Raw genomic sequence first — 20,972 nt, forward strand, 5'->3', positions numbered from 1 at the left:
GGTACTAAACTCGGCGATATATGAGCACTTCAGAATCTGATCAGGATGCCGCCGTGACGTCTGACGAGACGAGTTCGACCCCTCCCGTCCAGGGCCACGCAGGTGAGTCGCCTTCGACGACGGCTGACGACATCACCTTTGCCGATCTCGGAATCGACGAGCGGGTCTTGAAGGCCCTGCGCGACGTTGGTTACGAGAGCCCGTCGCCTATTCAGGCGGCCACCATCCCGCCGTTGATGGCAGGTAACGACGTCGTCGGCCTCGCGCAGACCGGAACCGGCAAGACCGCTGCGTTCGCGGTGCCGATCCTGTCCCGTCTCGACGTCTCGCGTCGGGTGCCGCAGGCTCTGGTGCTCGCGCCGACGCGCGAGCTGGCGCTCCAGGTCGCCGAGGCGTTCGGCAAGTACGCCACCCACATTCCGGGTCTGCACATCCTGCCGATCTACGGCGGCCAGGCGTACGGCATTCAGCTCTCCGGCCTGCGCAAGGGTGCCCAGATCATCGTCGGAACGCCGGGCCGTGTGATCGACCACCTCGAGAAGGGCACGCTCGACCTGTCCGGGCTCGAATATCTCGTGCTCGACGAGGCCGACGAGATGCTCAAGATGGGGTTCCAAGAGGACGTCGAGCGCATCCTGTCCGACACTCCCGAATACAAGCAGGTCGCTTTGTTCTCGGCCACGATGCCGGCCGCGATTCGCAAGATCTCGAAGCAGTATCTGCACGACCCGGTGGAGATCACCGTCAAGACCAAGACGTCGACGGCACCGAACATCACCCAGCGGTACGTGCAGGTTGCGCATCAGCGCAAGCTCGAGGCCCTCACTCGAATCTTCGAGGTCGAAGAGTTCGAGGCCATGATCATGTTCGTGCGAACCAAGCAGGCCACCGAGGAGCTCGCCGAAAAGTTGCGTGCACGGGGCTTCTCTGCCGCCGCGATCAACGGCGACATCGTGCAGGCTCAGCGTGAGCGCACCATCGGCCAGCTCAAGAACGGCCAGATCGACATTCTGGTGGCCACCGACGTTGCGGCCCGTGGTCTCGATGTCGACCGCATCTCGCACGTCATCAACTACGACATCCCGCACGACACCGAGTCCTACGTGCACCGCATCGGCCGCACCGGCCGCGCCGGTCGAGCCGGCGAGGCGCTGCTGTTCGTCGCGCCGCGCGAGCGCCACCTTCTGAAGGCCATCGAGCGCGCGACGCGTCAGCCCATCACCGAGATGCAGCTGCCCAGTGTCGACGACGTCAACGCACAGCGGGTCACCAAGTTCGGTGATTCCATCACCGAGAGTCTCGGTAACGAGAATCTGGCGTTGTTCCGTCGTCTCATCGAGGACTACGAGCGCGAGCACGACGTTCCCCTGGTCGACATCGCGGCAGCGCTGGCCATCCAGTCGCGCGACGGGGAGGCATTCCTGCTCAAGCCCGAGCCGCCTGCCCCGGCTCGCGCACCCCGTGAGCCGCGTGAGCCGCGTCCGCCTCGTACGTTCGACGAGGATGCGGCCAGCTCGCATCACCGTAAGACGGGCCAGGAGATGGCGACGTACCGCATCAGCGTCGGAAAGCGTCATCACGTTGCTCCCGGTGCCATCGTCGGTGCCATCGCCAACGAAGGCGGACTTCGCCGAAGCGACTTCGGGCACATCAGCATTCGGCCCGATCACTCGCTGGTCGAGCTACCGGCCGATCTCGCCGACGAGACGGTCGAGGCGTTGCGCCGTACCCGCATCAGCGGCGTGCTGATTCAGCTGCAACCCGACTCCGGCCCTCCCGGGCGCAGCGGCGGCGGAAAGTTCAGGGGCAAGCGCTAGATCGGCTTCGCCGCACGTGCACGGCGGAGCCTGCGGTCGTTCCGCAGGCTCCTTTCCGATCTCGTAGCCCACTACGAATTTCCGTGCACCACGCGCGGCGTTTGGTGGCAGAGGCCACGGGTATCCGCCCATGCATGACCAATGTCACTCTGCGTGTCAACGGGATCGATCGCGAGCTGGACTGCGACACCCGAACCACCCTGCTCGACGCCTTACGAGAGAACCTCGACCTCATCGGGGCCAAGAAGGGGTGCGATCACGGGCAGTGCGGTGCCTGCACCGTTCTGGTGGACGGTCGCCGGATCAATAGTTGCCTGACGTTCGCTGTCGCGCAGCACGATCGCGAGATCACCACGGTCGAGGGGCTGTCCGACGGCGACACGCTGCACCCGGTGCAGCAGGCCTTCGTCGATCGTGACGCGTTCCAGTGCGGGTACTGCACGTCCGGGCAGATCTGCTCGGCCGTCGCGGTGATCGAAGAGGCCAAGCAGGGATGGCCGAGCGCGGTCACCGAGGACCTCGAGGCCACCGACGTCGAACTCGATTCCGATGAAGTGCGAGAACGTATGAGCGGCAACCTCTGTCGCTGCGGTGCCTACGCCAACATCGTTCCGGCCGTGCAGGACGCATCGTGAAGACCTTCCAGTACGACGCCGCCACCGCGGTAGACGACGCAGTGGCCCGCCTCGCCCAGGACGAGCACGCGATGGTGCTCGGCGGAGGAACCAACCTCGTCGATCTGATGAAGCTCGGGGTTTCGAGCCCGTCGACTCTGATCGATGTGACGCGATTGCCGTTGCACGACATCGAGATAATCGCCGACGGTTCCCTGCGCATCGGTGCGGCCGTGACCAACAGCGACCTCGCCGTGCATCCGGTGGTGCGTCAGCGCTACCCGGTGCTCTCGCGGGCGGTGCTCTCCGGTGCGTCGGGCCAATTACGCAATATGGCGACCACCGGCGGAAACCTGTTCCAGCGCACTCGATGTGTGTACTTCATGGACTCTTCGAAGCCGTGCAACAAGCGCGAACCAGGCTCGGGCTGCCCTGCGCGCACGGGTGAACACCGAAACCTGGCCGTTCTCGGGGCATCGCAGGCCTGCGTGGCGACGCACCCGTCGGACATGGCGGTTGCGCTGTCGGCGCTCGATGCGCGCATCGTCGTTCGCGGAGTCGGCGGCGAACGTGTTCTCGCGATCGACGACTTCTTCCGGCTCCCGGGGGACGAGCCCGAGCGCGACAATACGGTGGCTCGGGACGAGATCGTCACGGCCATCGAGATTCCGCAGCCGGCCGACACCGCCGTCTCCACCTACCGCAAGGTGCGGGATCGACAGTCCTACGCATTCGCGATCGCCTCGGTTGCCGCTGTTGTCGACGTCGAGGACGGGATCGTGCGCGGAGTGTCTATCGCTCTGGGCGGCGTCGCGCACAAGCCGTGGCGAGCACATACCGCCGAGCACGCATTGTTGGGCACGGCCGCCGAGGAGGCGTCGTTCCGGCGGGCTATGGCACTCGAACTCGATGCTGCAGAGCCGTTGCGCGACAACGCGTTCAAGATTCCGTTGGTGATCAATCTCGTTACCCGCACTTTGGTCGAACTCGTGGAATCGAGCGCTACGAAAGAAATGGGAGACCGATCATGACGGCCTCGATCGGACAGTCGATTCAGCGCACCGAATCGATCGCCAAAGTCACCGGCAGGGCGCGCTACGCCGCGGAACAGCCGCCGGCCGTCGGGCAGTTGTACGCCTGGTACGTGCCCGCAACAGTTCCCGTTGGGACGGTCGAGCACGTCGAACTCGCTACCGACCCCGCGGTGCACGCCGTCCTGTGGCACGGCAACGCCGAGAAGCTGGGCGAGGTCGAAGACGTCGAACTGCATGTGCTGCAGTCGCACACCGTCGCGTATCGCGGCCAGATCGTGGCCGTCGTAGTGGCCGAGACCCTCCAAGCCGCGCGGGCCGCCGCTGCTCAGGTGCAGGTGCGGTACACCGATGTTCGCACACCCGACAACACGTTGACCGCCGAGCACAGGTCGCTCTACGCGCCCGAGTCCGTCAATGCGGGGTTCCCCACCGACGTGACCATCGGCGATCCGGACGCGGCGCTGGCCTCGGCCGAGCACGTCGTCGACAACTGGTACTCGACCGCTCCGATGCACAACAGTCCGATGGAGCCGCATGCCACCACGGCGCAGTGGTCCGAGGGTGTGCTGACGGTCTGGGACTCGACGCAGGCACCGTCGGGCGTTCAAGGTGATCTGGCCACGGTGTTCGGCCTCGAAACCGAGAACGTTCGCGTGATCGCGGAGAACGTCGGCGGCGGATTCGGCGCGAAGGGAAGCACTCGGCCCAATGCGGTCCTCGCCGCGATGGCTGCACGGGCCACCGGCAAGACCGTCAAGCTGGTCCTGCCGAGGCAGGCTCTGTTCGATGTCGTGGGTTACCGCACCCCGACGCTCAATCACGCTCGGCTCGGTGCTGATTCGAGCGGCACGTTGGCAGCGATCGCGCATGATTCGTTTCAGCAGACCAGTACGATCTTCGAGTTCTGTGAGCAGACCTCGGAATCGACTCGGCACATCTACGCGGCCCCGAACCGTCGAACCAACCACCGACTCGCACAGCTGGACGTCGGTACCCCGCGGTGGATGCGGGCACCCGGAGAGGCACCCGGCATGTTCGCCGTCGAGACGGCCATCGACGAATTGGCCGTGGCCACCGGTATCGATCCGATCGACCTGCGCATCCGGAACGAGCCGGACGTCGATCCCGCCAGTGGCAACCCGTTCAGCTCACGCAGCGTGGTCCAGTGCCTTCGCGAGGGAGCCGAGAAGTTCGGCTGGGATCACCGCGACTCGACGCCGGGTAGGCGCACAGAAGGCAACGTTCTCGTGGGCATGGGGGTCGCGACGGCGAGTTACCCGGTGCTGATTTCGCCGAGTACCGCGGCGGCGCGAGTGGAGCAGGACGGCTCGATCACGGTATCCGTCGCCGCGTCGGACATCGGTACCGGTGCGCGGACCGTGCTGCGTCAGATTGCTGCCGATGCTCTCGAGGTCGATGCAGATGCCGTCACACTCGAACTCGGCGACAGCGCTCTGCCGAAAGCTCCTGGAGCCGGAGGCTCCTCGGGCACCTCGTCGTGGGGCTGGGCCGTCACCAAGGTCTGTCATGCGCTGAAGGATCAGGGTCCGTTTCAGCCGGGCAACTCCGCCGAGGCCGACACCACCGACGACGTCGAAGGGCAGAAGGAGCTGGCGCGCATGGCGTTCGGCGCGCAGTTCGCCGAGGTGGCCGTCGACATCGACACCGGTGAAGTGCGGGTGCGTCGGATGCTCGGGGTCTTCGGCATCGGCGCGGTGATGAATCCGCGGCTGGCTCGGTCTCAGCTCATCGGCGGTATGACGTTCGGGCTCGGGATGGCGCTGATGGAAAATGGCATCATCGATCACGAGTTCGGCGGGTTCGCCAACCACGACCTCGCCGAGTACCACATTCCGGCGTGTGCGGACGTCACGGATCTCGAGGCCGTGTGGATCGACGAGGTCGATACGGAACTCGCTCCGATGGGCGGCAAGGGAATCGGCGAAATCGGTGCGGTCGGTTCATCGGCGGCCATCGGGAACGCGGTCTACAACGCCACCGGCGTCCGAGTCCGCGACCTGCCGATCACCCTGGACAAGGTGCTCCCGCACCTCTAGAGCGGCTTCGCCGCATGTGAGTGGTAATTCGACCCCTGCTACGAAGTTCCACTCACATGGGGCGCAGCCCCTCTACGCCAATATCCGCTGCAGGAACTGTCGGGTGCGGGGCTCGGTCGGGTTCACGAGTACCTGTTCAGGTGTGCCCCGTTCGAGGACGACGCCGTTCTCGATGAACAACACCTGATCGGCGACTTGCTGGGCGAAGCGAATTTCGTGGGTGACGATCACCATCGTCCAGCCCTCGGCGGCAAGGCTTTTGATGACGGCCAGTACTTCGCCCACGAGTTCGGGATCGAGGGCCGAGGTGGGCTCGTCGAACAGCATCAGTTTGGGGTGCAGAGCGAGGGCGCGAGCAATTCCGACGCGCTGCTGCTGGCCGCCGGAGAGCTGGAACGGGTAGCGATCGGACTTGGCGTCGAGGCCGATCTGGTCGAGGATTGCATGAGCGTCGCGGACGGCGTCCTCCTTGGCCCGCTTCTGCACGATCACCGGTCCCTCGATGATGTTCTGCAGCACCGTCTTGTGCGGAAACAGATTGTGGCTCTGGAACACCATGCCGCTCTGAGCCCGGAAATGCCGGAGTTGCGCCGCGCCGACGGGTTCGGCGAAATCCACCGACACCTCGCCGATTCGGATGATCCCTGCGTCGGCTCGGTCGAGTGCGTTCAATGTGCGGAGCACCGTGGTCTTGCCGGATCCGGACGGCCCGATGATGACGGTGACGGTGCCGGAGGGCACGGTGAACGAGATGTCCTTCAGCACCTCGAGTGGCCCGAACGACTTCTTCAGAGCGGATACTTCCAGCAGGTCTGTCATTTCGCCACGTACCTGTCGAGTCGGACTTCGAGCTTGCCTTGGAAGAACGAGAGAACGATGCAGATCAGCCAGTAGTAGAGCGCTGCAACGGAGTAGAGGGTGAAGAAGTCGAAGGTCGGTGCCGCCGCGAGTTGCGCGACGCGCAGGAGCTCGGTCACCAGGATGGTCGACGCGAGCGAGGTGTCCTTGACCAACGAGATCAGCGTGTTCGACAGCGGCGGTACCGCGGTGCGCAGTGCTTGCGGAAGAACGATGCGCTGCAGCGTGGTTCGGTATCCCATGCCGATGGTCTGCGCGGCCTCCCATTGGCCCTTGGGCACGCTCAGTATCGCCGCACGGATGACCTCAGCGGCATAACCGCCGACGTTCAACGAGAACGCGACCACTGCGGCCGGGAACGGCGAGATGACGATGCCGAACTGCGGTAGCCCGTAGAAAATGATGAACAGCTGCAGCAGCAGGGGAGTGCCGCGAATGATCGAGACGTAGAACCGGGCGACCGCAGCGAGCGGCTTCATCGACGAGATGCGGGCCAACGCGACCGCGAGGGCAATGACGAGTCCAACGACAAAACTGATGGCGGTCAGCGGAATGGTCATCGTGACAGTGGCTTTGAGCATCGGCCACAGGTTGTCGAGGACCAACTGAGTTTTGGACGGTGCCGTCGATGCGGCGTCGTCGCTCACCGGAACCACGGTGTCCGCCGTCGGTGCGGCGACGTCGCTACCGAAGTACTTCTTCGAGATCTCGGCAATGGTGCCGTTCTCACGCAGCGTGTCGACGGCCGTATCGACCTCGTCCATCAGGCCGCTGTTCTTGCGGGCCACGAAGGATTGGAGTGTTGTGTCTCCGGTCTCGCCGGCAATCTTCACACCGGTGTCGCCGGTCTGCTGTAGGTATTCGGCGATCGCGAGGGAGTCGTTGACGGTGGCGTCGACGCGGCCGTCCTTGACAAGGGTGACCGCCTGGACGAAGCCTTCGACGGCTTCGACGTTGGCACCTGCGTTCGCAGCGACCTCGGCCCAGTTGCTCGTCGAGGATTGGGCGGTGGTCTTGCCGGCCAGGTCGGCCAGAGTGGAAATAGTGGAGTCGTCTGCAGCAGTGAGGATCTGACCTTCCGACACCGTGTACGGCGTGGACACGTCGTATGCCGATTGCCGGGCCGGGGTGATCGAGACCTGGTTGGCGATGAGGTCGAATCGCTGCGATTGCAGGCCGGCGAATATCGAATCGAACGGCGTCTGCACGAAGTCGACACGCACTCCCAGTTCCGCACCGACGGCGTTGATGACGTCGATGTCGTACCCGGTGAGCTGCCCGTCCGCGCCCTGATAGCTGAACGGGCTGTAGGTGCCTTCGGTGCCGACCACCAGCACCCCGTCGTCGCGGACACGGTCCAGCAACGACTGCGAGGACGAGCTGCATCCGGACAACCCCAGTATGGCGATCAGAATCGCGACCAGAGCAAGGGTAGATCTGCGCACCATCCGCGCCTGCTTTCACCGTAACTACGAGTGCACCGAAACCTACCCGTCGATCTCCAATTCCGCTGACACCACCACGGTGTTGTTCATCGGTAGTGCGGCCACCCCGAGTGCAGTGCGTGCATGCGCACCGATTTCGGGACCGAAGATCGCCAGTACCAGATCGGAGAAGCCGTTGACCACCGTCGTGGTCTGGGTGAAGCCGTGATCGGCATTGACCGACCCGGTGACGGTGAGCCACGCGCTGATTCGATCGAGATCGCCGACGGCGCGGGCGACGCTACCGAGGAGAGCCAATGCGGTGTCGCGCGCGGCATCGGTGGCTGCGTCGAGACTCACGTGCGACGGGACTGCGCCGAACGGGCCCGCCAGGGTCCCGTCCGGGGCCAACGGAGAATGCCCCGAGGCGAACACTCGGTTGCCACGTACCCGCACCCACTCGAACGAGAACTCGAAACCAGGCGGCGCGGTCGGTTCCCCGGGCAACGTGAAACCGAGTTCGGTGATGCGGCGTTCGATCTCCATGAACGAAAATCCTGTCAGACCGCGACACCGTTGATGGTGCGAACGGTCCAGCGCGAACCATCGTGTTCGAGGGTGGAGACTCCGGCGTTGAGGATGCGCGGGGAGTGCCGCCGCCGGATCGCGTCGAAGATCGCTCGGATCACGCCGCCGTGCGCCACGGCGATCACCGCGGAGTCCGGAAATTGCCCGGCGATCTCGTCCACGCCGCGCACGCCACGCACGATCAGATTCGAGCGCGGCTCCAAGCCGGGGTACATGCCGTTCGGCCAGTGCGAATACGCATCCCAGTCGGTGAATCCTTCGGCCTCGCCGAAGTGTCGTTCGGCCAGATCGGGGAACTCGGCGGTGCGTGCCAGGCCGAGGTGTGCACCGATGATGTCGGCGGTTTCGGCTGCTCGGACCAACGGTGAACTGACCAGGTGGTCCCACTGGCGGTACTCGAGTTCGTATCCGGCCTCGCGGGCCTGAGCACGGCCGGTGTCGTTGAGCGGAATGTCCGACGAGCCCTGCAGACGCCCGTGCAGATTCCAGTTCGTTTCACCGTGTCGAACCAGTGCCAGAAAAGTCATAGTGAGCGGAGAATATCCCAGAGTTACCAGGGAGTACGGTCGATACGAAGATACATGAACGAGCTTGGAGGATTGTCGATGAATCTTGCCCTGACAGAAGAAGAGGCCGCGTTCCGTGACGAGATGCGGACGTTCTTCACTACGAAGGTCCCTGCCGAGATTCGCGAGAAGAGCGCGACGGGTCAGGAGTTGAGCAAGGACGAGGTGGTTACGACCATGCGAATCCTCAACGAGAACGGCTTGGCGGTGCCACATTGGCCCGCCGAGTTCGGCGGCCGCGACTGGACCGCCGTGCAGCGTCACATCTGGCTCGACGAAATGCAGCTGGCGTCGGTACCCGAGCCCCTGGCCTTCAACGCCTCGATGGTCGGCCCGGTCATCGCGACGTTCGGGTCTCAGGAGCTCAAGGAAAAGTTTCTGCCCAAGACGGCGAACCTCGACATCTGGTGGTGTCAGGGCTTCTCCGAGCCCGAGGCCGGCTCGGACCTGGCGTCGTTGCGCACTACCGCCATCCGCGACGGTGACGACTACATCGTCAACGGACAGAAGACGTGGACCACGCTCGGCCAGTACGCCGACTGGATCTTCGCGCTCGTGCGGACCAACCCGGACGCGCCGAAGAAGCAGGCCGGAATCTCCTTCCTGCTCATCGATCTGAACACCCCCGGCATCGAGATGCGGCCCATCAAGCTGATCGACGGCAGCGTCGAGGTCAACGAGGTCTTCTTCGACAACGTCCGCGTTCCGGCCGAGAACCTCGTCGGCGAGGAGAACCAGGGTTGGAGTTACGCCAAGTTCCTGCTCGGTAACGAGCGCACCGGCGTCGCCCGGGCCGGACACACGAAAGTGCATCTTGGACAGGCGAAGAAGCACGCCGCACAGACCAAGGTCGGAAGCGGCACGCTGCTCGAGGACCCTCTGTTCGCCGCCAAGATGGCCGAGGTCGAGAACGAACTGCTCGCCCTGGAGCTCACTCAGTTGCGACTGGTGTCCAGCTCGGACGACGGCAAGCCGAATCCGGCCTCGTCCATTCTCAAGCTGCGGGGATCGGAATTGCAGCAGGCCACAACCGAATTGCTGATGGACGTCGCAGGCCCGGACTCACTGCCCTACGAGGCGGGCGAGGACATCGAGAGCGAGGGCTGGGCGCAGCGTTCGGTTCCGGGGTATCTCAACTACCGCAAGGTGTCGATCTACGGCGGCTCGAACGAGGTTCAGCGCACCATCATCGCCTCTGCGATTCTCGGACTGTAAGGGAGCATCTGAAGACATGGATTTCGAACTCAACGAAGAGCAGAAGTTGCTGCGCGACACCACTCGTGAGGTGCTCACGCGGGCCTACGACACCGAGAAGCGCAACAAAATCGTTGCCGGTGACCTGGGCTGGAGCACCGACGTCTGGAAGCAGCTGGCCGAGGTCGGCTTGCTGGGTCTGACGTTCAGCGAGGAAGACGGCGGCATGGACGCCGGACCCGTGGAGATCATGGCGGTGATGACCGAGGTCGGACGACGCCTCGCACCTGAGCCGATCCTCGATGCCGTGCTCGTCCCGGGCGGATTGATCTCCGAGCTGGGCAGCGCCGAACAGCGCTCGCGGCTCCTGCCGCCGGTGGCCGAGGGATCATCGATGTTGGCGTTCGCGCACAACGAATCCGGCAGCCGTTGGCCCAACATCGAGGTCGCCACCACTGCCACCGAGGACGGTGGGTCGTGGTCGATCAACGGTGTCAAGAATCCGGTACCGCACGGCGGTAGCGCGGACGTGATCGTCGTCAGTGCGGTGCTGCCCGCCGGAGGAACCGGACTGTTCGTCGTCGACGCCGACGCGACCGGTCTCACGCGCAAGTCCTACGCCACCCACGACGGTCAGCGCGCCGCACAGATCGAATTCGTGGACGTCGCGGCCGAGCCGCTCGGCACCGCCGAGAACGCGGTTGCGGCGATCACCGGTGCCGAGGTTCGGGCGCAGGCCGCGTTGTGCGCCGAGGCTATCGGCGCCATGGAAGAGGCGCTGCGGCTGACCACCGATTACCTCAAGGCGCGCAAGCAGTTCGGGGTTCCGCTGGCCAAGTTCCAGGCGCTCACCTTCCGCGCTGCGGACATGTACGTGCTGCTCGAACTCGCCCGCAGCATGAGTCTGTACGCCACGATGTCGTTGGCGGACGGCAACGTCGACCCGACCATTGCGTCGCGCGCGAAGCTGCAGATCTCGCGGTCCGGTCGCAAGCTCGGCCAGGAGGCGATTCAGTTGCACGGCGGAATCGGCGTCACCGCCGAATATCCGGTCGGGCACTACACCAGTCGGCTCGTGGCCATCGAGCACACGCTCGGTGGTGCCGACGAGCACCTGCGCATCCTGGCGTCGAAGGTCTCCGATCACGACCTCATCGGGATCTGACTCTCGGTACATACGGCGAAACGACTCGGGCCCGGCCACCTTCCACAGGTGACCGGGCCCGAGGTCGTCGTGCGAGGTGTCAGCTACCCGAATCTGCCTGGACCACAAGGTCGGCCACGGCCGCGGGGTTCGAGACCAAGATCGCGTGCGAGCCCGGCACCTCGGTCACCTGAGCTCCGGCGCGCTGGGCCATGAATCGTTCGGCCGATGTGGGGATGATCTGATCCTGCTGGGGGATCAGTGCCCACGACGGAGTATCCGCCCACGACGGCGGGCCGCTCGGCTCGAGCAGTGCCCCGGCGGCGATGGTCTTCTGGTGAGCGACCATGCGCGCAGCCTGCTCCTCGCTCACGTCGGGCGCGAAGAACGGGCGAAACAGAGCGGGTGTGATGTACGAGTCGACGTTCTTGCCGATCAGGTTGGACGAGTCGTCGACGATCGACAGACCGATCACCGGTGGGACCAGGGCCGTCACGGGGAATCGGAACGGATCGAGTTCGAGCGCGACGGGTTCACCTTCGACGGGCATGAAAGCCGCGACGTAGACCAGCGCCTCCACATTGTCGGCGTGCACGTTGCTGATCACCGTGCCGCCGTACGAATGGCCCACCAGTATCACCGGGCCGTCGATGCTCTCGACCACGTCGGTCACCGACGCTGCGTCGATCGCGGGCCCCCGCAGCGAGTTCTCTGCGGTCACCACCGAGTAGCCACGTCCGCGTAGGTTCGCTGCGACGCCGTCCCAGCTGGTGCTGTCGGCGAAGGCCCCGTGCACGAGGACCACGGTCGGCAGGCCCTGCGCAGCGGCCGGGGCCGCGCCGATACCGACCATCGTGCCCACGGTCAATGCCGCGGCCGCGAGCAGTGAAGTCCACTTCGGTTTCGTCATGCTCTCAACCTGTCACACGCTCAAAGTTTCCGCGGTGTTCACCACGAAGATTCGACCAGCTTTTTCTCAGTGAACGCTCGTATGCTTGGCTTGCAGTAGTGGCGTTCGCCCGGCCGGGCAAACGTGAAACGGTAGGTCCGATCGTGAGCGAGAGTTCGATGAAGTCTCGGATGGCCGAGTACCCACGTCCCCATCACTGCTTACTACATATCAGTGACACGCATCTCGTCGACGGCGACGGCCGGTTGTACGGCGGCGTGGACAGCGAGTTGCGGCTCGAACAAGTGATGACCGATGTACGCAACTCCGGTGTGCGGCCCGATGCGTTGGTGTTCACCGGGGATCTGACCGACAAGGGTGAGGCGGGTGCGTACGAAAAGCTCCGCGCGCTGGTCGAGCCGGTTGCCGAGGAGCTCGGCGCACAGATCGTGTGGGCGATGGGCAATCACGACGACCGCGCGACGTTCCGTCGGACGCTGCTCGACGCCGAACCGACCGGGCAGTCCATCGATCGCGTGCACGATGTCGACGGCCTTCGCGTGGTCACCCTGGACACCACGGTTCCGGGCAAGCACCACGGCGAGCTCGGTGACGAGCAATTGGCCTGGCTGGCCGACACTCTCGCAACCCCGGCCGAGTTCGGCACGATCCTGGCGATGCACCATCCGCCGGTGCCGACCGTGCTCGATCTCGCGGTGCTGGTCGAGCTGATCGATCAGCCGCGGCTCGCGAGCGTGATTCGCGGAACCGATGTGCGGTCCATTCTTGCCGGGCACCTGCACTATTCGACCACCGCCACTTTTGCGGGCATACCCGTCTCGGTGGCGTCGGCCACCTGTTACACCCAGGATCTCAACGTGCACGCAGGCGGACTGCGCGGCCGCGACGGGGCTCAGGGATACAACCTGGTCCACGTCTACGACGACACCGTCGTCCATTCGGTGGTGCCGACGGGGTCGTACGACACAGTGGGAGAAGCAGTCTCGGCGGAGGAGACAGCACGCAGGCTCGATGCGGCGGGAGTCACCATCGCAGACAGCGCCCGACGGAAGACGTTCAGCGACGCCTAGCGCTGTTCGCGCTCCCACGGCGCGACGATGGGGAAGTACTTGTCCAGGAACTGCGTCACGGTGCGGGTGCGCAGATCCAGGTCGACTTCCGGGAAGCTGCCGTCGTTGAGGCAGAAGAAGTCGACAGATCGCTTGGGGAGCAGCTTCTCCATCAAGTCGAGGCCCGCTACCGACGTGGTGTCGATGTACCGAACTTTCGCGTCTTTCTGGACCACCGCGCGGCCACTCATCAGCGCGTAGTAGTGGTACAGCGAGTTCGTCACCGAGATGTTGGTACTCGCGCGAAAAGCACTCGCCGCTGTGGAGGCGAACTCGTCCGGAAACTCGTTCTCCATTTCCTGCATCACGCTGCGGCGCAACGGAGTTGCTGCATGTTCGAGATGCCGGGTGGTGGTCATTCCGAATCTGTCTTGCAGGATTCGACGGTTGACCCGTGCCGCATTCTCGAAGCCGCTGCGATCGGCGTCGCTGTAGCCCAACCCGATTCGCGTCGTCGCCTCGATGAACATGCTGACTCCGCCGGGGGAGAAGAACATCGACGGGCTGACCGGACGACCGAAGAACATGTCGTCGTTGGAGTACAGGAAGTGCTCGGACAAGCCGGGGATGTGGTGCAGCTGGCTTTCGACGGCCTGCGAATTGTGGGTCGGCAGAACGGAGGTGTCCACGAAGAACGCCTCGCTCGGCACGAATGTCACCTTGGGATGGTCGGCGAGCCACGCCGGCCTCGGGGAGTCGGTGGCGACAAAGATGCGCCTGATCCACGGTGCGTAGAGGTGAATCGACCGCAGCGCGTACTTCAGTTCGTCGATCTGCCGGTAGCGGGCCGCTGAATCGTCACCCTCACCGACGACGTAGTTGGCCATCCGCCGCGCTCGCTGAGCCTGGAACTCTGCTGACGAGCCGTCGACCCAGGAGAACACGATATCGATGTCGAAATTGATGTCCGACGCGTGGTCGGCAAACATGTTCTCGATGGTCGGCCACGTTCTACCGAAGCGTTCGACGGTGCCGCGGACGGCCTCGTCGGGTCGAATGTTGCGGCGGGTCAAGGAGTTCTCGATCGGCAGCACGATCTCGGACGGCGAGAAAGACCACAGCTCGATCTGCACGGCCGTCGACGCGCCGTAGTACAACCCACTGAATGGCTCGACGCGCGGTCGGTAGAGGCGCACGATCCGCGCGTTCGCGGACGGCGAGAGCGTGCCGTCGGCAACCAGCACGGCTTTCCCGCGGGCGTCGACGGTCTTGGAGTAGAACGGCTCTGCGCGGCAGGCGTGCACCAGCGCTGTGGTGAGCGCGTCCCGAGCAGCCAGTTCGATGGCGATGACGGGTCGTTCGTCGTTGCCGCGAACGAGCAGGTATTTGATTCGTGCGGCATCGAGTACGGCGCGGACGAACAGCAGATCCTCGACCATCGCCTGATGTGGGGTGGTTGAGGTGATCGTCAGTGCGTAGCGGCCGTCGTGGCTGACCACGTCGGATCGTTCGCTCAGGCGTGCTGCGGACGCTGCAGATTCTCGGGTGACGGCATCATTTGTCTCGTGCTCCGGTGGAACGAGGTAGATATCGTGCGGGGCAGAAGACGAGGTGATGGCGTTCCTTCCTGAGTGTGCGCGCTGGCCGAGGAAACCCGGTGCGGACTCAGTCTAGTGCAGGTCCGGGGCTTTCTTGACGCGCTGCGGTAGAACCCAGTTCGCCGCGACCAGGCCCACCACAACTCCGGCAGAGTCGGCTAGAGCGTCGGTGACCGATCCCGAGCGTCCCAGGGGCAGGATCGCCTGCAGGAACTCCGAGAGCGCCGCGAACGCCAGCACCCACAAAGCCGTCCGGACCCAGCCGATGTCGGCCACACGCGAGGTGTAGGCGAGAGCCGCGAACAGCGTGAAGTGAATGATCTTGTCGCTGTGCTGAAATCCGGAAGGCACCCCCGACGCGGGGGTGAAGAGAACGATCAGCGCGACGACGAACGTGACGGCCAGGGGAATTCGATACGTCGACGGCGAGAACACCGGCCCGAGTTTACCGGCGCTGCAGCACCACCACCGTGTCGATTCGCTCGTCGCCGTCGGGCGTCGTACGGGTGCGGTGTTCGGCGTGGATCACCTCGAACCCGTCGCCTGCCGCAGCGACGACCGGTTCCGGCGAGAACAGGCGGTGCTTGGCCGGATGCTGCGAGGCGTGGCTGTCGCCGGGACTGTGCCCGACGATCAGCAGTCGTCCCTTCGGTGCGACCGCGGCGGAGAACCTGCGGGTGGTCAGTTCCAGTTCGTCCGGTGGCACCTGCAGGAAGTGCACCGACACCAGATCGAACGCCGCGGCCGGGGGAGTCCAGTCCAGAACGTCTTCCTGTTGCCAGTTCACCGCGAGTGTCCGCGGCTCGAGGGCCTGTTGTGCTGCGCGAGCGCGGCCCAGGGCGACATCGGAGATGTCGACGCCGGTCACGTGCCAGCCTTCAGCGGCCAGCCACAGGGAGTCGGCGCCTTCCCCGCAGCCGATGTCCAGGGCGCGGCCCGGAGTCAGCGCGGAGGCTTCCTGTACCAACACGGCGTTGGGATTTCCGCTCCAGATCGTGGTGCGCTGGTTGTAGAGGTCGTCCCAGAATGCTTCGTCGAAGGCACCGTTTTCGAAATCCGGCTCGGCAGGATGAGTATGTGCGTGCGTGTGGTCAACCATGGTTCGAGACTGCCCGTTGGTGACAGTTAACGCAAACATATTTGCTAAATCGGCAAAACAGACTCTGGGTAGAGTGGTGCGTCATGACAGAACCGGAACGTGAAGTACTGACGTGGGCGACGTTCGGAGACGCCTCTCGCGACCTGACCAAGAAGATCGTCGACGACGGGTTCGCTCCGGACATCGTCATCGCGATCGCCCGGGGCGGACTCATTCCCGCGGGTGCGATCGCCTACGCGATTGGCGTCAAGGCTGCCGGCACCCTCAATGTCGAGTTCTACTCCGACATCGAAGAGACTCTGCCCGATCCCGTTGTCCTCGAACCGCTTCTGGACACCGACTCGATCGTCGGCAAGAAGTTACTCGTGGTCGACGACGTCGCCGATTCTGGACGCACACTGGCTCTGGTGATCGACCTGCTGAAGGCGCATACGCCCGACGTGCGATCGGCCGTGATCTACACCAAACCCAGAACCATTGTGCAACCCGACTATTCGTGGCGAGAGACCGACAAGTGGTTCAACTTTCCATGGTCCACGTTGCCGGTCATCATTTGAGTCGTTCGCTGTGGACGATTCTGCAGTCGGGCCGGTGCCGGCTACACCCGAATTTCCCATCACGGGGGTCCTCGAGCTAGTTAGGGGGCGAGTGCGTCGATACGCGGTCGTAGAAGGCTGGGGAATCATTGACTCGGATGTGCTGCTCCAGATATAGCTCGCGGTGGTCAGACGAGAGGTGTCAGCCCAGGGCACTCAGCAGCACGGCATCGAGTTCCCCGGCAGGCAGCATCGGCAACATGTGGTGGCTGCAGCCGGTCAGGACGACGGTATGTGCGTTCGGGAGAACCTTCCCGACAGCGTTGGCAGCACGAGAACTGTTGTGCACCTTACTCTCACCGGCAAAGACGACGGTGACATCCGCGGACAGCGTCGCCCATCGATCTCCCTTGGGGCGGCGCGGAACCACTGGTTTCGCCGACGGGAAGTCGGCACCTCGCTCGGTGAGATCGAGCCAGTCGGCGTCGAGCGGCGCTTTCTGCGTTTCCCACCGGATCAGAGAACGCATACGTTCGCGAGTCGGTCGCACCAGATGTGGCACCGCGTGCAGAAGATACGCCAGGCGCATGCCAGCGAAACACGAAGGTGGATCCAGCAGGACGAGTGTGCCGACGCGCTTCGGCCGGTGCAGCGCGTAGGCGAGCGCGACCAGTGCCCCGTACCCATGTCCGACCACCGAAGTCCGCGTGACCTCGAGGGTGCCGAGAACGTCATCGAGCCAGGACATCAGGTCATCGACTGTGCGGATCGCCTTCTGACCGACCACGCTTCGTCCGGGCTCACCCATCGGGTCGATTGCGAAGACCCGGTTGTCGCGGGCCAGGGCCGCGACGTTGGCGAACCACACGGTCGAGGTTGCTCCGCCACCGGGCAGCAGCACCACCGGAGGTCCGTCGACGGGTCCGGAGGCGTTGACTCGGGTTGTGCCGTAGTCGGATTCGACGTCGATGGTGTCGATGGGCAGCGGCCACTTCGCCAGCACGCTGTCATAGGCAGAAAAGAATTTCTCAGCTGCGGTGCTATCACTGAACCGGCTCACTGAACCTCCTAATATCTCGACAATCGAGATATTAGATCATCGTGATAGTTTCGGGCAACACTCCGCAGATGGCTGACACCGTGGACGAGGAACTGCGCGATGCTCCATCTACCGTGCACCGACTATGCGCGCTCACCTGCAGTGACCATCACGCGAAACCTCCGTCAGCCGTACGTCCTCGGCCTCGATCCACCGACTGAGGTGATGCACTGTGGTCAATGACCGGATTGTGGGGTCGGGGTAATTCGGGCGTGTGTCGTCCGCTGGTCTACCCAACATTTTCACGATTGTCCCTGTGTGTGGCCTACCGAGCCGAGAACCATTGTGCAGCCGGATTATCTGTCGCGTGAGACCGACAAGGGGATCAAGTTTCCACGGTCCACGTTGCCGGTCGTCACCTGAGTCGACTTGCCTTACTGATCGCTGACGTCGATCAGCACCTTGCCGACAGTTCCGTTTTCGACAGCGTCGTGTGCTGCTGCGGTCTCACTCAACGAGTAGCGGTGCAGCGGTAGGCCGGTGGCTTCGCCCACCTCCAACACACCTGCTGCTGCCGCCGCGCTGACGTCCGCCTCGGCGTTCCGCAGAGCCTCGTCACCGACGGTGTAGAGGAGTACGAACTGGTAGCGAGTGTTGAGCACCATGTTCGGTCGGACGTCCAGGGTCACGGTGTCGCCACCATTGTTGGCGTACACCGCGATCGATGCTCGGTTCGCTCCCACGGCAGCGTTGAGTGTGGCGTTCTGTGCGGGAGCAACCTCGACAATGAGATCGATTCCGGCGGGAACCAATTCGCGGATTTCAGCGGCGGCGTCTCCGGCCTTGTAATTCACAATGTGGTGCGCGCCCGCAGCGGTGGCCAGTGCGCCCTTCTCCGGACCGCTGACCGTCGTGACCACGGTCGCGCCTGCCCATCGGGCCAACTGGATCGCGGCATGGCCGACAGCGCCTGCGCCACCGGCGACGAGTACCGACTTGCCGTTCAGTGCGCCCGGGTGCAGCCGCGTGGGTCCGTCCTCGGACACCGTCAGTGCGCGGTGCGCCGTCATCGCGGGCACTCCGAGGCTTGCGCCCACGTCGAATCCGACGCCGTCGGGCAGAGGAACCACCCGGGAGGCGGGCAGGATTGCGAAAGACTGTGCTGTTCCGGTCGGACGCTGATGCTGGGCCAGGTAAACCCAGACGCGATCTCCGACAGAGACGCCATCGACGTCGGGGCCGACCGCGTCGACCACTCCGGCACCGTCCTGGTTCGGTACCACCTCGTCGAATGCCAGCTTCTCACCCGGCCCGGAGCCCGTTCGGTTCTTCCAGTCCGTCGGATTGACGCCCGAGACCACGATGCGGACGCGCACTTCGCCTGCGGCCGGCTCGGTCACCTCGCGATCCTTCAGCTCGAGGACGGACGAATCGCCGGTGCGGGTGTACACAATTGCTGGAGCAGTCATATCCCAGTCAACGCGCCTGGAGGGCCCCGATGTTCCCCACGAGGCAATCGGGGTATGCATGACTGGTTACCAGTGCTCGACGAAAGAGGTGTATTCGATGAACCACAACGACCTGCTCACCGACGCGTTCGGCCGGATCAAGGAACTCGTCCACTCGGTGCTGGACGATATCCCCACTGCCGCGTTGACGTATCGACCCGACGCCGACGCCAACAGCATCGCGTGGTTGCTGTGGCACCTGACGCGGGTGCAGGACGACCACATCGCGGGTGTGGCCGGGAGTGAACAGGTCTGGACGTCGGACTCGTGGTTCGAGCGCTTCGGACTACCGTTCGACAAGTCCGACATCGGTTACGGCCAATCGTCTTCCGACGTCGCCCAGGTCACCTCGAGCGCCGAGTTGCTGCGTGAGTACCACGACGCCGTGCACTCGAAAACCGTTGCGTACCTAAGCGGTGTCTCGACCGACGATCTGGACCGGATCGTCGACGAGAACTGGGATCCGCCGGTCACATTGGGTGCGCGGCTGGTGTCCGTGGTGTCCGACGACCTGCAGCATGCCGGGCAGGCCTCGTACGTTCTCGGCCTGTACACCCGGCGGGCCTAGCCGTCAGGCGTAACGATTCTGCAGGTTCTCCAGCGTCTTACGGATGTTTCGACGCTGAAACTGCGGGAACGTCTTTCCGCTGGTGACGATCTTGTCGAACACGAGCGCCAGAGCGTCGGGCCATTTTGTTCGGTCGTCGGTCCAGGTTTCGGTGACTTTTGTGCCGCCCGCGACCGGCTCGAAGTCGTATCGCCAGGTTGCGTTCGCGCCCTTGATCTTGGGAGCGCTCTTGCCGATCGCGTGGACGCGGAACTCGAAGGTTTTGCCCGGGTCGGCCGCGGTGACGGTGCAGCGAGTGACCCATTTTGCTCGGCCGCGCTTGTTGGTTCCGTCGAACACCATTCCCACGTAGGCACTCTCGCGAGGTTCGTGGACCGTTGCACCGGTATTTTCGGGACTCCACTGACCCATCTTGGTGGGGTCGCTGATCGCAGCGTAAAGGGCGTCGGCGTCGGCGTTCACGACGATGGTGTCGGAAACCACGAGTTCGCGCTTCATGACGACGCACCGTTCTTCAGGCCGGGATGGATTCGAGTGAGCATGGGCACCAACAATGTTCGCGGAGTGATCTGGGCGAAGATCGATCCGATGCGGTTGGCGGGCCCGGGGATCGAGACCATGCGTCCCTTGGTCATGTCGTCGACGGCAGTCTTGGCCACCGTTTCGGCCGACACCCACATGATCGAGGGAAGTGCCTTCTCTGCATCGTCTTTCGCGAAGCCCGCGGCCTCACCGAATCCGGTCTGCACCGGTCCGGGGCACAGTGCGGTGGCGGTCACTCCCGTTCCGCGCAGTTCGCCGGTCAGAGACTGGGTGTAGGAGAGCACAAACGCCTTGCATGCGCCGTAGCCGGCTTGGCCGGGTAAGGGCTGGAACGCTGCCGTCGAAGCCACATTGAGCAGCGCGCCGCGGCGTCGTTCGATCATGCCGGGGAGGAAGCGGGTGCACAGGTCTGCGACGGCGACCACGTCGACCTCGATCATGTGCATTTCCGCATCCGGATCCGATTCTGCGACGGGTCCGAGGGTGGAGAGTCCGGCGTTGTTGATCAGAATGTCCGGGATCAGACCGAGATCGGTGATGCGGCCCAGCAATTCGGCACGAGCAGTGCGGTCGGACAGATCTGCAGCGAGCACCTCGGCTCGGACGCCTCGTGCGCGGATCTCCTGCGCCAACTCTTCGAGCTTGTCGGCACGCCGGGCGACGAGGGTGACACCGTGGCCACGGGAGGCGAGCTGGCGGGCGATGGCAGCTCCGATGCCCGAGGACGCTCCAGTCACGACGGCAGTCCGATCAGGTGCGGGACGAGGAAGGCTCATGTGTCCCACCGTAGCCAATGTGCGCTGTGCAGCGCATTTGAATCTTAATG

General features: G+C 64.2%; 21 protein-coding genes. 9 read left to right on the forward strand and 12 right to left on the reverse strand.

Features of this window, described 5'->3' with window-relative positions; translation table 11 throughout:
* Positions 1-20: 20 nt before the first annotated feature.
* The 4 genes from QM797_RS20210 to QM797_RS20225 all read left to right on the forward strand — a co-directional run bounded on the left by QM797_RS20210 (position 21) and on the right by QM797_RS20225 (position 5,522).
* Positions 21-1,817 (forward strand): DEAD/DEAH box helicase, encoded by a 1,797-nt coding sequence (locus QM797_RS20210; RefSeq protein WP_502942368.1) that lies wholly within the window; start codon positions 21-23, stop codon positions 1,815-1,817.
* A 134-nt stretch (positions 1,818-1,951) separates the two neighbouring features.
* Positions 1,952-2,452 carry a 2Fe-2S iron-sulfur cluster-binding protein gene (locus QM797_RS20215; RefSeq protein WP_283277447.1) on the forward strand — a complete coding sequence of 167 codons (501 nt, stop codon included), beginning with the start codon at positions 1,952-1,954 and terminating at the stop codon, positions 2,450-2,452.
* Positions 2,449-3,462, forward strand: a complete 1,014-nt coding sequence (locus tag QM797_RS20220) for an FAD binding domain-containing protein (RefSeq protein WP_283277448.1) — start codon at positions 2,449-2,451, stop codon at positions 3,460-3,462. The genes QM797_RS20215 and QM797_RS20220 overlap by 4 nt, the downstream gene beginning before the upstream one ends.
* Positions 3,459-5,522 (forward strand): xanthine dehydrogenase family protein molybdopterin-binding subunit, encoded by a 2,064-nt coding sequence (locus tag QM797_RS20225; RefSeq protein ID WP_283277449.1) that lies wholly within the window; start codon positions 3,459-3,461, stop codon positions 5,520-5,522. The genes QM797_RS20220 and QM797_RS20225 overlap by 4 nt, the downstream gene beginning before the upstream one ends.
* Positions 5,523-5,594: 72 nt before the next feature.
* Here the strand turns inward: QM797_RS20225 and QM797_RS20230 are convergent, their stop codons facing one another.
* From QM797_RS20230 to QM797_RS20245, 4 genes are read right to left on the reverse strand one after another with little or no spacing between them, the layout of a single operon-like run.
* Positions 5,595-6,341, reverse strand: coding sequence for an amino acid ABC transporter ATP-binding protein (locus tag QM797_RS20230; protein ID WP_283277450.1), 747 nt, complete (start codon positions 6,339-6,341; stop codon positions 5,595-5,597).
* Positions 6,338-7,828 carry an ABC transporter permease subunit gene (locus tag QM797_RS20235; RefSeq protein ID WP_283277451.1) on the reverse strand — a complete coding sequence of 497 codons (1,491 nt, stop codon included), beginning with the start codon at positions 7,826-7,828 and terminating at the stop codon, positions 6,338-6,340. Before QM797_RS20235 ends, QM797_RS20230 begins: the two co-directional genes overlap by 4 nt.
* A 39-nt stretch (positions 7,829-7,867) precedes the next feature.
* Complete coding sequence (locus QM797_RS20240) at positions 7,868-8,350, reverse strand: RidA family protein (protein ID WP_032403841.1); 483 nt, start codon at positions 8,348-8,350, stop codon at positions 7,868-7,870.
* Positions 8,351-8,364: 14 nt separating this feature from the next.
* Positions 8,365-8,919 carry a histidine phosphatase family protein gene (locus QM797_RS20245; RefSeq protein ID WP_283277452.1) on the reverse strand — a complete coding sequence of 185 codons (555 nt, stop codon included), beginning with the start codon at positions 8,917-8,919 and terminating at the stop codon, positions 8,365-8,367.
* A 78-nt stretch (positions 8,920-8,997) separates the two neighbouring features.
* Here QM797_RS20245 and QM797_RS20250 point away from each other — a divergent pair, with 78 nt between their 5' ends.
* Together QM797_RS20250 and QM797_RS20255 are read left to right on the forward strand one after the other, a co-directional pair.
* Positions 8,998-10,173, forward strand: a complete 1,176-nt coding sequence (locus QM797_RS20250; protein WP_094609740.1) for an acyl-CoA dehydrogenase family protein — start codon at positions 8,998-9,000, stop codon at positions 10,171-10,173.
* A 16-nt stretch (positions 10,174-10,189) separates the two neighbouring features.
* Complete coding sequence (locus QM797_RS20255; RefSeq protein ID WP_283277453.1) at positions 10,190-11,317, forward strand: acyl-CoA dehydrogenase family protein; 1,128 nt, start codon at positions 10,190-10,192, stop codon at positions 11,315-11,317.
* A 79-nt stretch (positions 11,318-11,396) separates the two neighbouring features.
* On the opposite strand, the gene QM797_RS20260 is transcribed toward QM797_RS20255, so the two are convergent.
* The gene (locus QM797_RS20260; RefSeq protein WP_283277454.1) at positions 11,397-12,206 is read right to left on the reverse strand and encodes an alpha/beta fold hydrolase; all 810 of its coding nucleotides are present in this window, start codon (positions 12,204-12,206) and stop codon (positions 11,397-11,399) included.
* A gap of 158 nt (positions 12,207-12,364) precedes the next feature.
* Between QM797_RS20260 and QM797_RS20265 the strand changes: the two genes are divergently transcribed.
* Positions 12,365-13,276 (forward strand): phosphodiesterase, encoded by a 912-nt coding sequence (locus QM797_RS20265; RefSeq protein WP_283277484.1) that lies wholly within the window; start codon positions 12,365-12,367, stop codon positions 13,274-13,276.
* Here QM797_RS20265 and QM797_RS20270 read toward each other — a convergent pair.
* From QM797_RS20270 to QM797_RS20280, 3 genes are all read right to left on the reverse strand, one after another.
* Complete coding sequence (locus QM797_RS20270; RefSeq protein ID WP_283277485.1) at positions 13,273-14,772, reverse strand: stealth family protein; 1,500 nt, start codon at positions 14,770-14,772, stop codon at positions 13,273-13,275. The genes QM797_RS20265 and QM797_RS20270 overlap by 4 nt on opposite strands.
* Positions 14,773-14,925: 153 nt before the next feature.
* Positions 14,926-15,288 carry a VanZ family protein gene (locus QM797_RS20275; RefSeq protein ID WP_283277455.1) on the reverse strand — a complete coding sequence of 121 codons (363 nt, stop codon included), beginning with the start codon at positions 15,286-15,288 and terminating at the stop codon, positions 14,926-14,928.
* A gap of 10 nt (positions 15,289-15,298) precedes the next feature.
* Positions 15,299-15,952, reverse strand: coding sequence for a class I SAM-dependent methyltransferase (locus tag QM797_RS20280; RefSeq protein ID WP_283277456.1), 654 nt, complete (start codon positions 15,950-15,952; stop codon positions 15,299-15,301).
* 83 nt (positions 15,953-16,035) lie between these two features.
* Here QM797_RS20280 and QM797_RS20285 point away from each other — a divergent pair, with 83 nt between their 5' ends.
* Entirely contained in the window at positions 16,036-16,509 is a 474-nt protein-coding gene (locus tag QM797_RS20285; RefSeq protein WP_283277457.1) for a phosphoribosyltransferase, read from the forward strand.
* A 181-nt stretch (positions 16,510-16,690) separates the two neighbouring features.
* Here the strand turns inward: QM797_RS20285 and QM797_RS20290 are convergent, their stop codons facing one another.
* Both QM797_RS20290 and QM797_RS20295 read right to left on the reverse strand, forming a co-directional pair.
* Positions 16,691-17,548, reverse strand: coding sequence for an alpha/beta fold hydrolase (locus QM797_RS20290; RefSeq protein WP_283277458.1), 858 nt, complete (start codon positions 17,546-17,548; stop codon positions 16,691-16,693).
* Between the two features lie 413 nt (positions 17,549-17,961).
* On the reverse strand, positions 17,962-18,996 hold the full coding sequence (locus tag QM797_RS20295; protein ID WP_283277459.1) for an NADPH:quinone reductase: 1,035 nt from the start codon (positions 18,994-18,996) through the stop codon (positions 17,962-17,964).
* A 97-nt stretch (positions 18,997-19,093) separates the two neighbouring features.
* Here QM797_RS20295 and QM797_RS20300 point away from each other — a divergent pair, with 97 nt between their 5' ends.
* Complete coding sequence (locus QM797_RS20300) at positions 19,094-19,603, forward strand: mycothiol transferase (protein ID WP_283277460.1); 510 nt, start codon at positions 19,094-19,096, stop codon at positions 19,601-19,603.
* 3 nt (positions 19,604-19,606) lie between these two features.
* On the opposite strand, the gene QM797_RS20305 is transcribed toward QM797_RS20300, so the two are convergent.
* Both QM797_RS20305 and QM797_RS20310 read right to left on the reverse strand, forming a co-directional pair.
* Entirely contained in the window at positions 19,607-20,101 is a 495-nt protein-coding gene (locus tag QM797_RS20305; RefSeq protein WP_283277461.1) for an SRPBCC family protein, read from the reverse strand.
* On the reverse strand, positions 20,098-20,922 hold the full coding sequence (locus tag QM797_RS20310; protein ID WP_283277462.1) for an SDR family NAD(P)-dependent oxidoreductase: 825 nt from the start codon (positions 20,920-20,922) through the stop codon (positions 20,098-20,100). The genes QM797_RS20305 and QM797_RS20310 overlap by 4 nt, the downstream gene beginning before the upstream one ends.
* Positions 20,923-20,972 lie beyond the last annotated feature (50 nt).

The organism is Rhodococcus sp. IEGM 1381 (assembly GCF_030056795.1).
In the GTDB taxonomy this organism is placed as follows: Bacteria; Actinomycetota; Actinomycetes; order Mycobacteriales; family Mycobacteriaceae; genus Rhodococcoides.

Excerpts from the sequence above, each read along its gene's own strand:
- QM797_RS20245 (WP_283277452.1), bottom strand. The coding sequence starts at position 8,919 with ATGACTTTTCTGGCACTGGTTCGACACGGTGAAACGAACTGGAATCTG.
- QM797_RS20310 (WP_283277462.1), bottom strand. The coding sequence starts at position 20,922 with ATGAGCCTTCCTCGTCCCGCACCTGATCGGACTGCCGTCGTGACTGGA.
- QM797_RS20265 (WP_283277484.1), top strand. The coding sequence starts at position 12,365 with ATGAAGTCTCGGATGGCCGAGTACCCACGTCCCCATCACTGCTTACTA.
- QM797_RS20215 (WP_283277447.1), top strand. The coding sequence starts at position 1,952 with ATGACCAATGTCACTCTGCGTGTCAACGGGATCGATCGCGAGCTGGAC.
- QM797_RS20240 (WP_032403841.1), bottom strand. The coding sequence starts at position 8,350 with ATGGAGATCGAACGCCGCATCACCGAACTCGGTTTCACGTTGCCCGGG.
- QM797_RS20300 (WP_283277460.1), top strand. The coding sequence starts at position 19,094 with ATGAACCACAACGACCTGCTCACCGACGCGTTCGGCCGGATCAAGGAA.
- QM797_RS20230 (WP_283277450.1), bottom strand. The coding sequence starts at position 6,341 with ATGACAGACCTGCTGGAAGTATCCGCTCTGAAGAAGTCGTTCGGGCCA.
- QM797_RS20255 (WP_283277453.1), top strand. The coding sequence starts at position 10,190 with ATGGATTTCGAACTCAACGAAGAGCAGAAGTTGCTGCGCGACACCACT.
- QM797_RS20285 (WP_283277457.1), top strand. The coding sequence starts at position 16,036 with ATGACAGAACCGGAACGTGAAGTACTGACGTGGGCGACGTTCGGAGAC.
- QM797_RS20295 (WP_283277459.1), bottom strand. The coding sequence starts at position 18,996 with ATGACTGCTCCAGCAATTGTGTACACCCGCACCGGCGATTCGTCCGTC.
- QM797_RS20280 (WP_283277456.1), bottom strand. The coding sequence starts at position 15,952 with ATGGTTGACCACACGCACGCACATACTCATCCTGCCGAGCCGGATTTC.
- QM797_RS20210 (WP_502942368.1), top strand. The coding sequence starts at position 21 with ATGAGCACTTCAGAATCTGATCAGGATGCCGCCGTGACGTCTGACGAG.
- QM797_RS20260 (WP_283277454.1), bottom strand. The coding sequence starts at position 12,206 with ATGACGAAACCGAAGTGGACTTCACTGCTCGCGGCCGCGGCATTGACC.
- QM797_RS20305 (WP_283277461.1), bottom strand. The coding sequence starts at position 20,101 with ATGAAGCGCGAACTCGTGGTTTCCGACACCATCGTCGTGAACGCCGAC.
- QM797_RS20250 (WP_094609740.1), top strand. The coding sequence starts at position 8,998 with ATGAATCTTGCCCTGACAGAAGAAGAGGCCGCGTTCCGTGACGAGATG.
- QM797_RS20235 (WP_283277451.1), bottom strand. The coding sequence starts at position 7,828 with ATGGTGCGCAGATCTACCCTTGCTCTGGTCGCGATTCTGATCGCCATA.
- QM797_RS20225 (WP_283277449.1), top strand. The coding sequence starts at position 3,459 with ATGACGGCCTCGATCGGACAGTCGATTCAGCGCACCGAATCGATCGCC.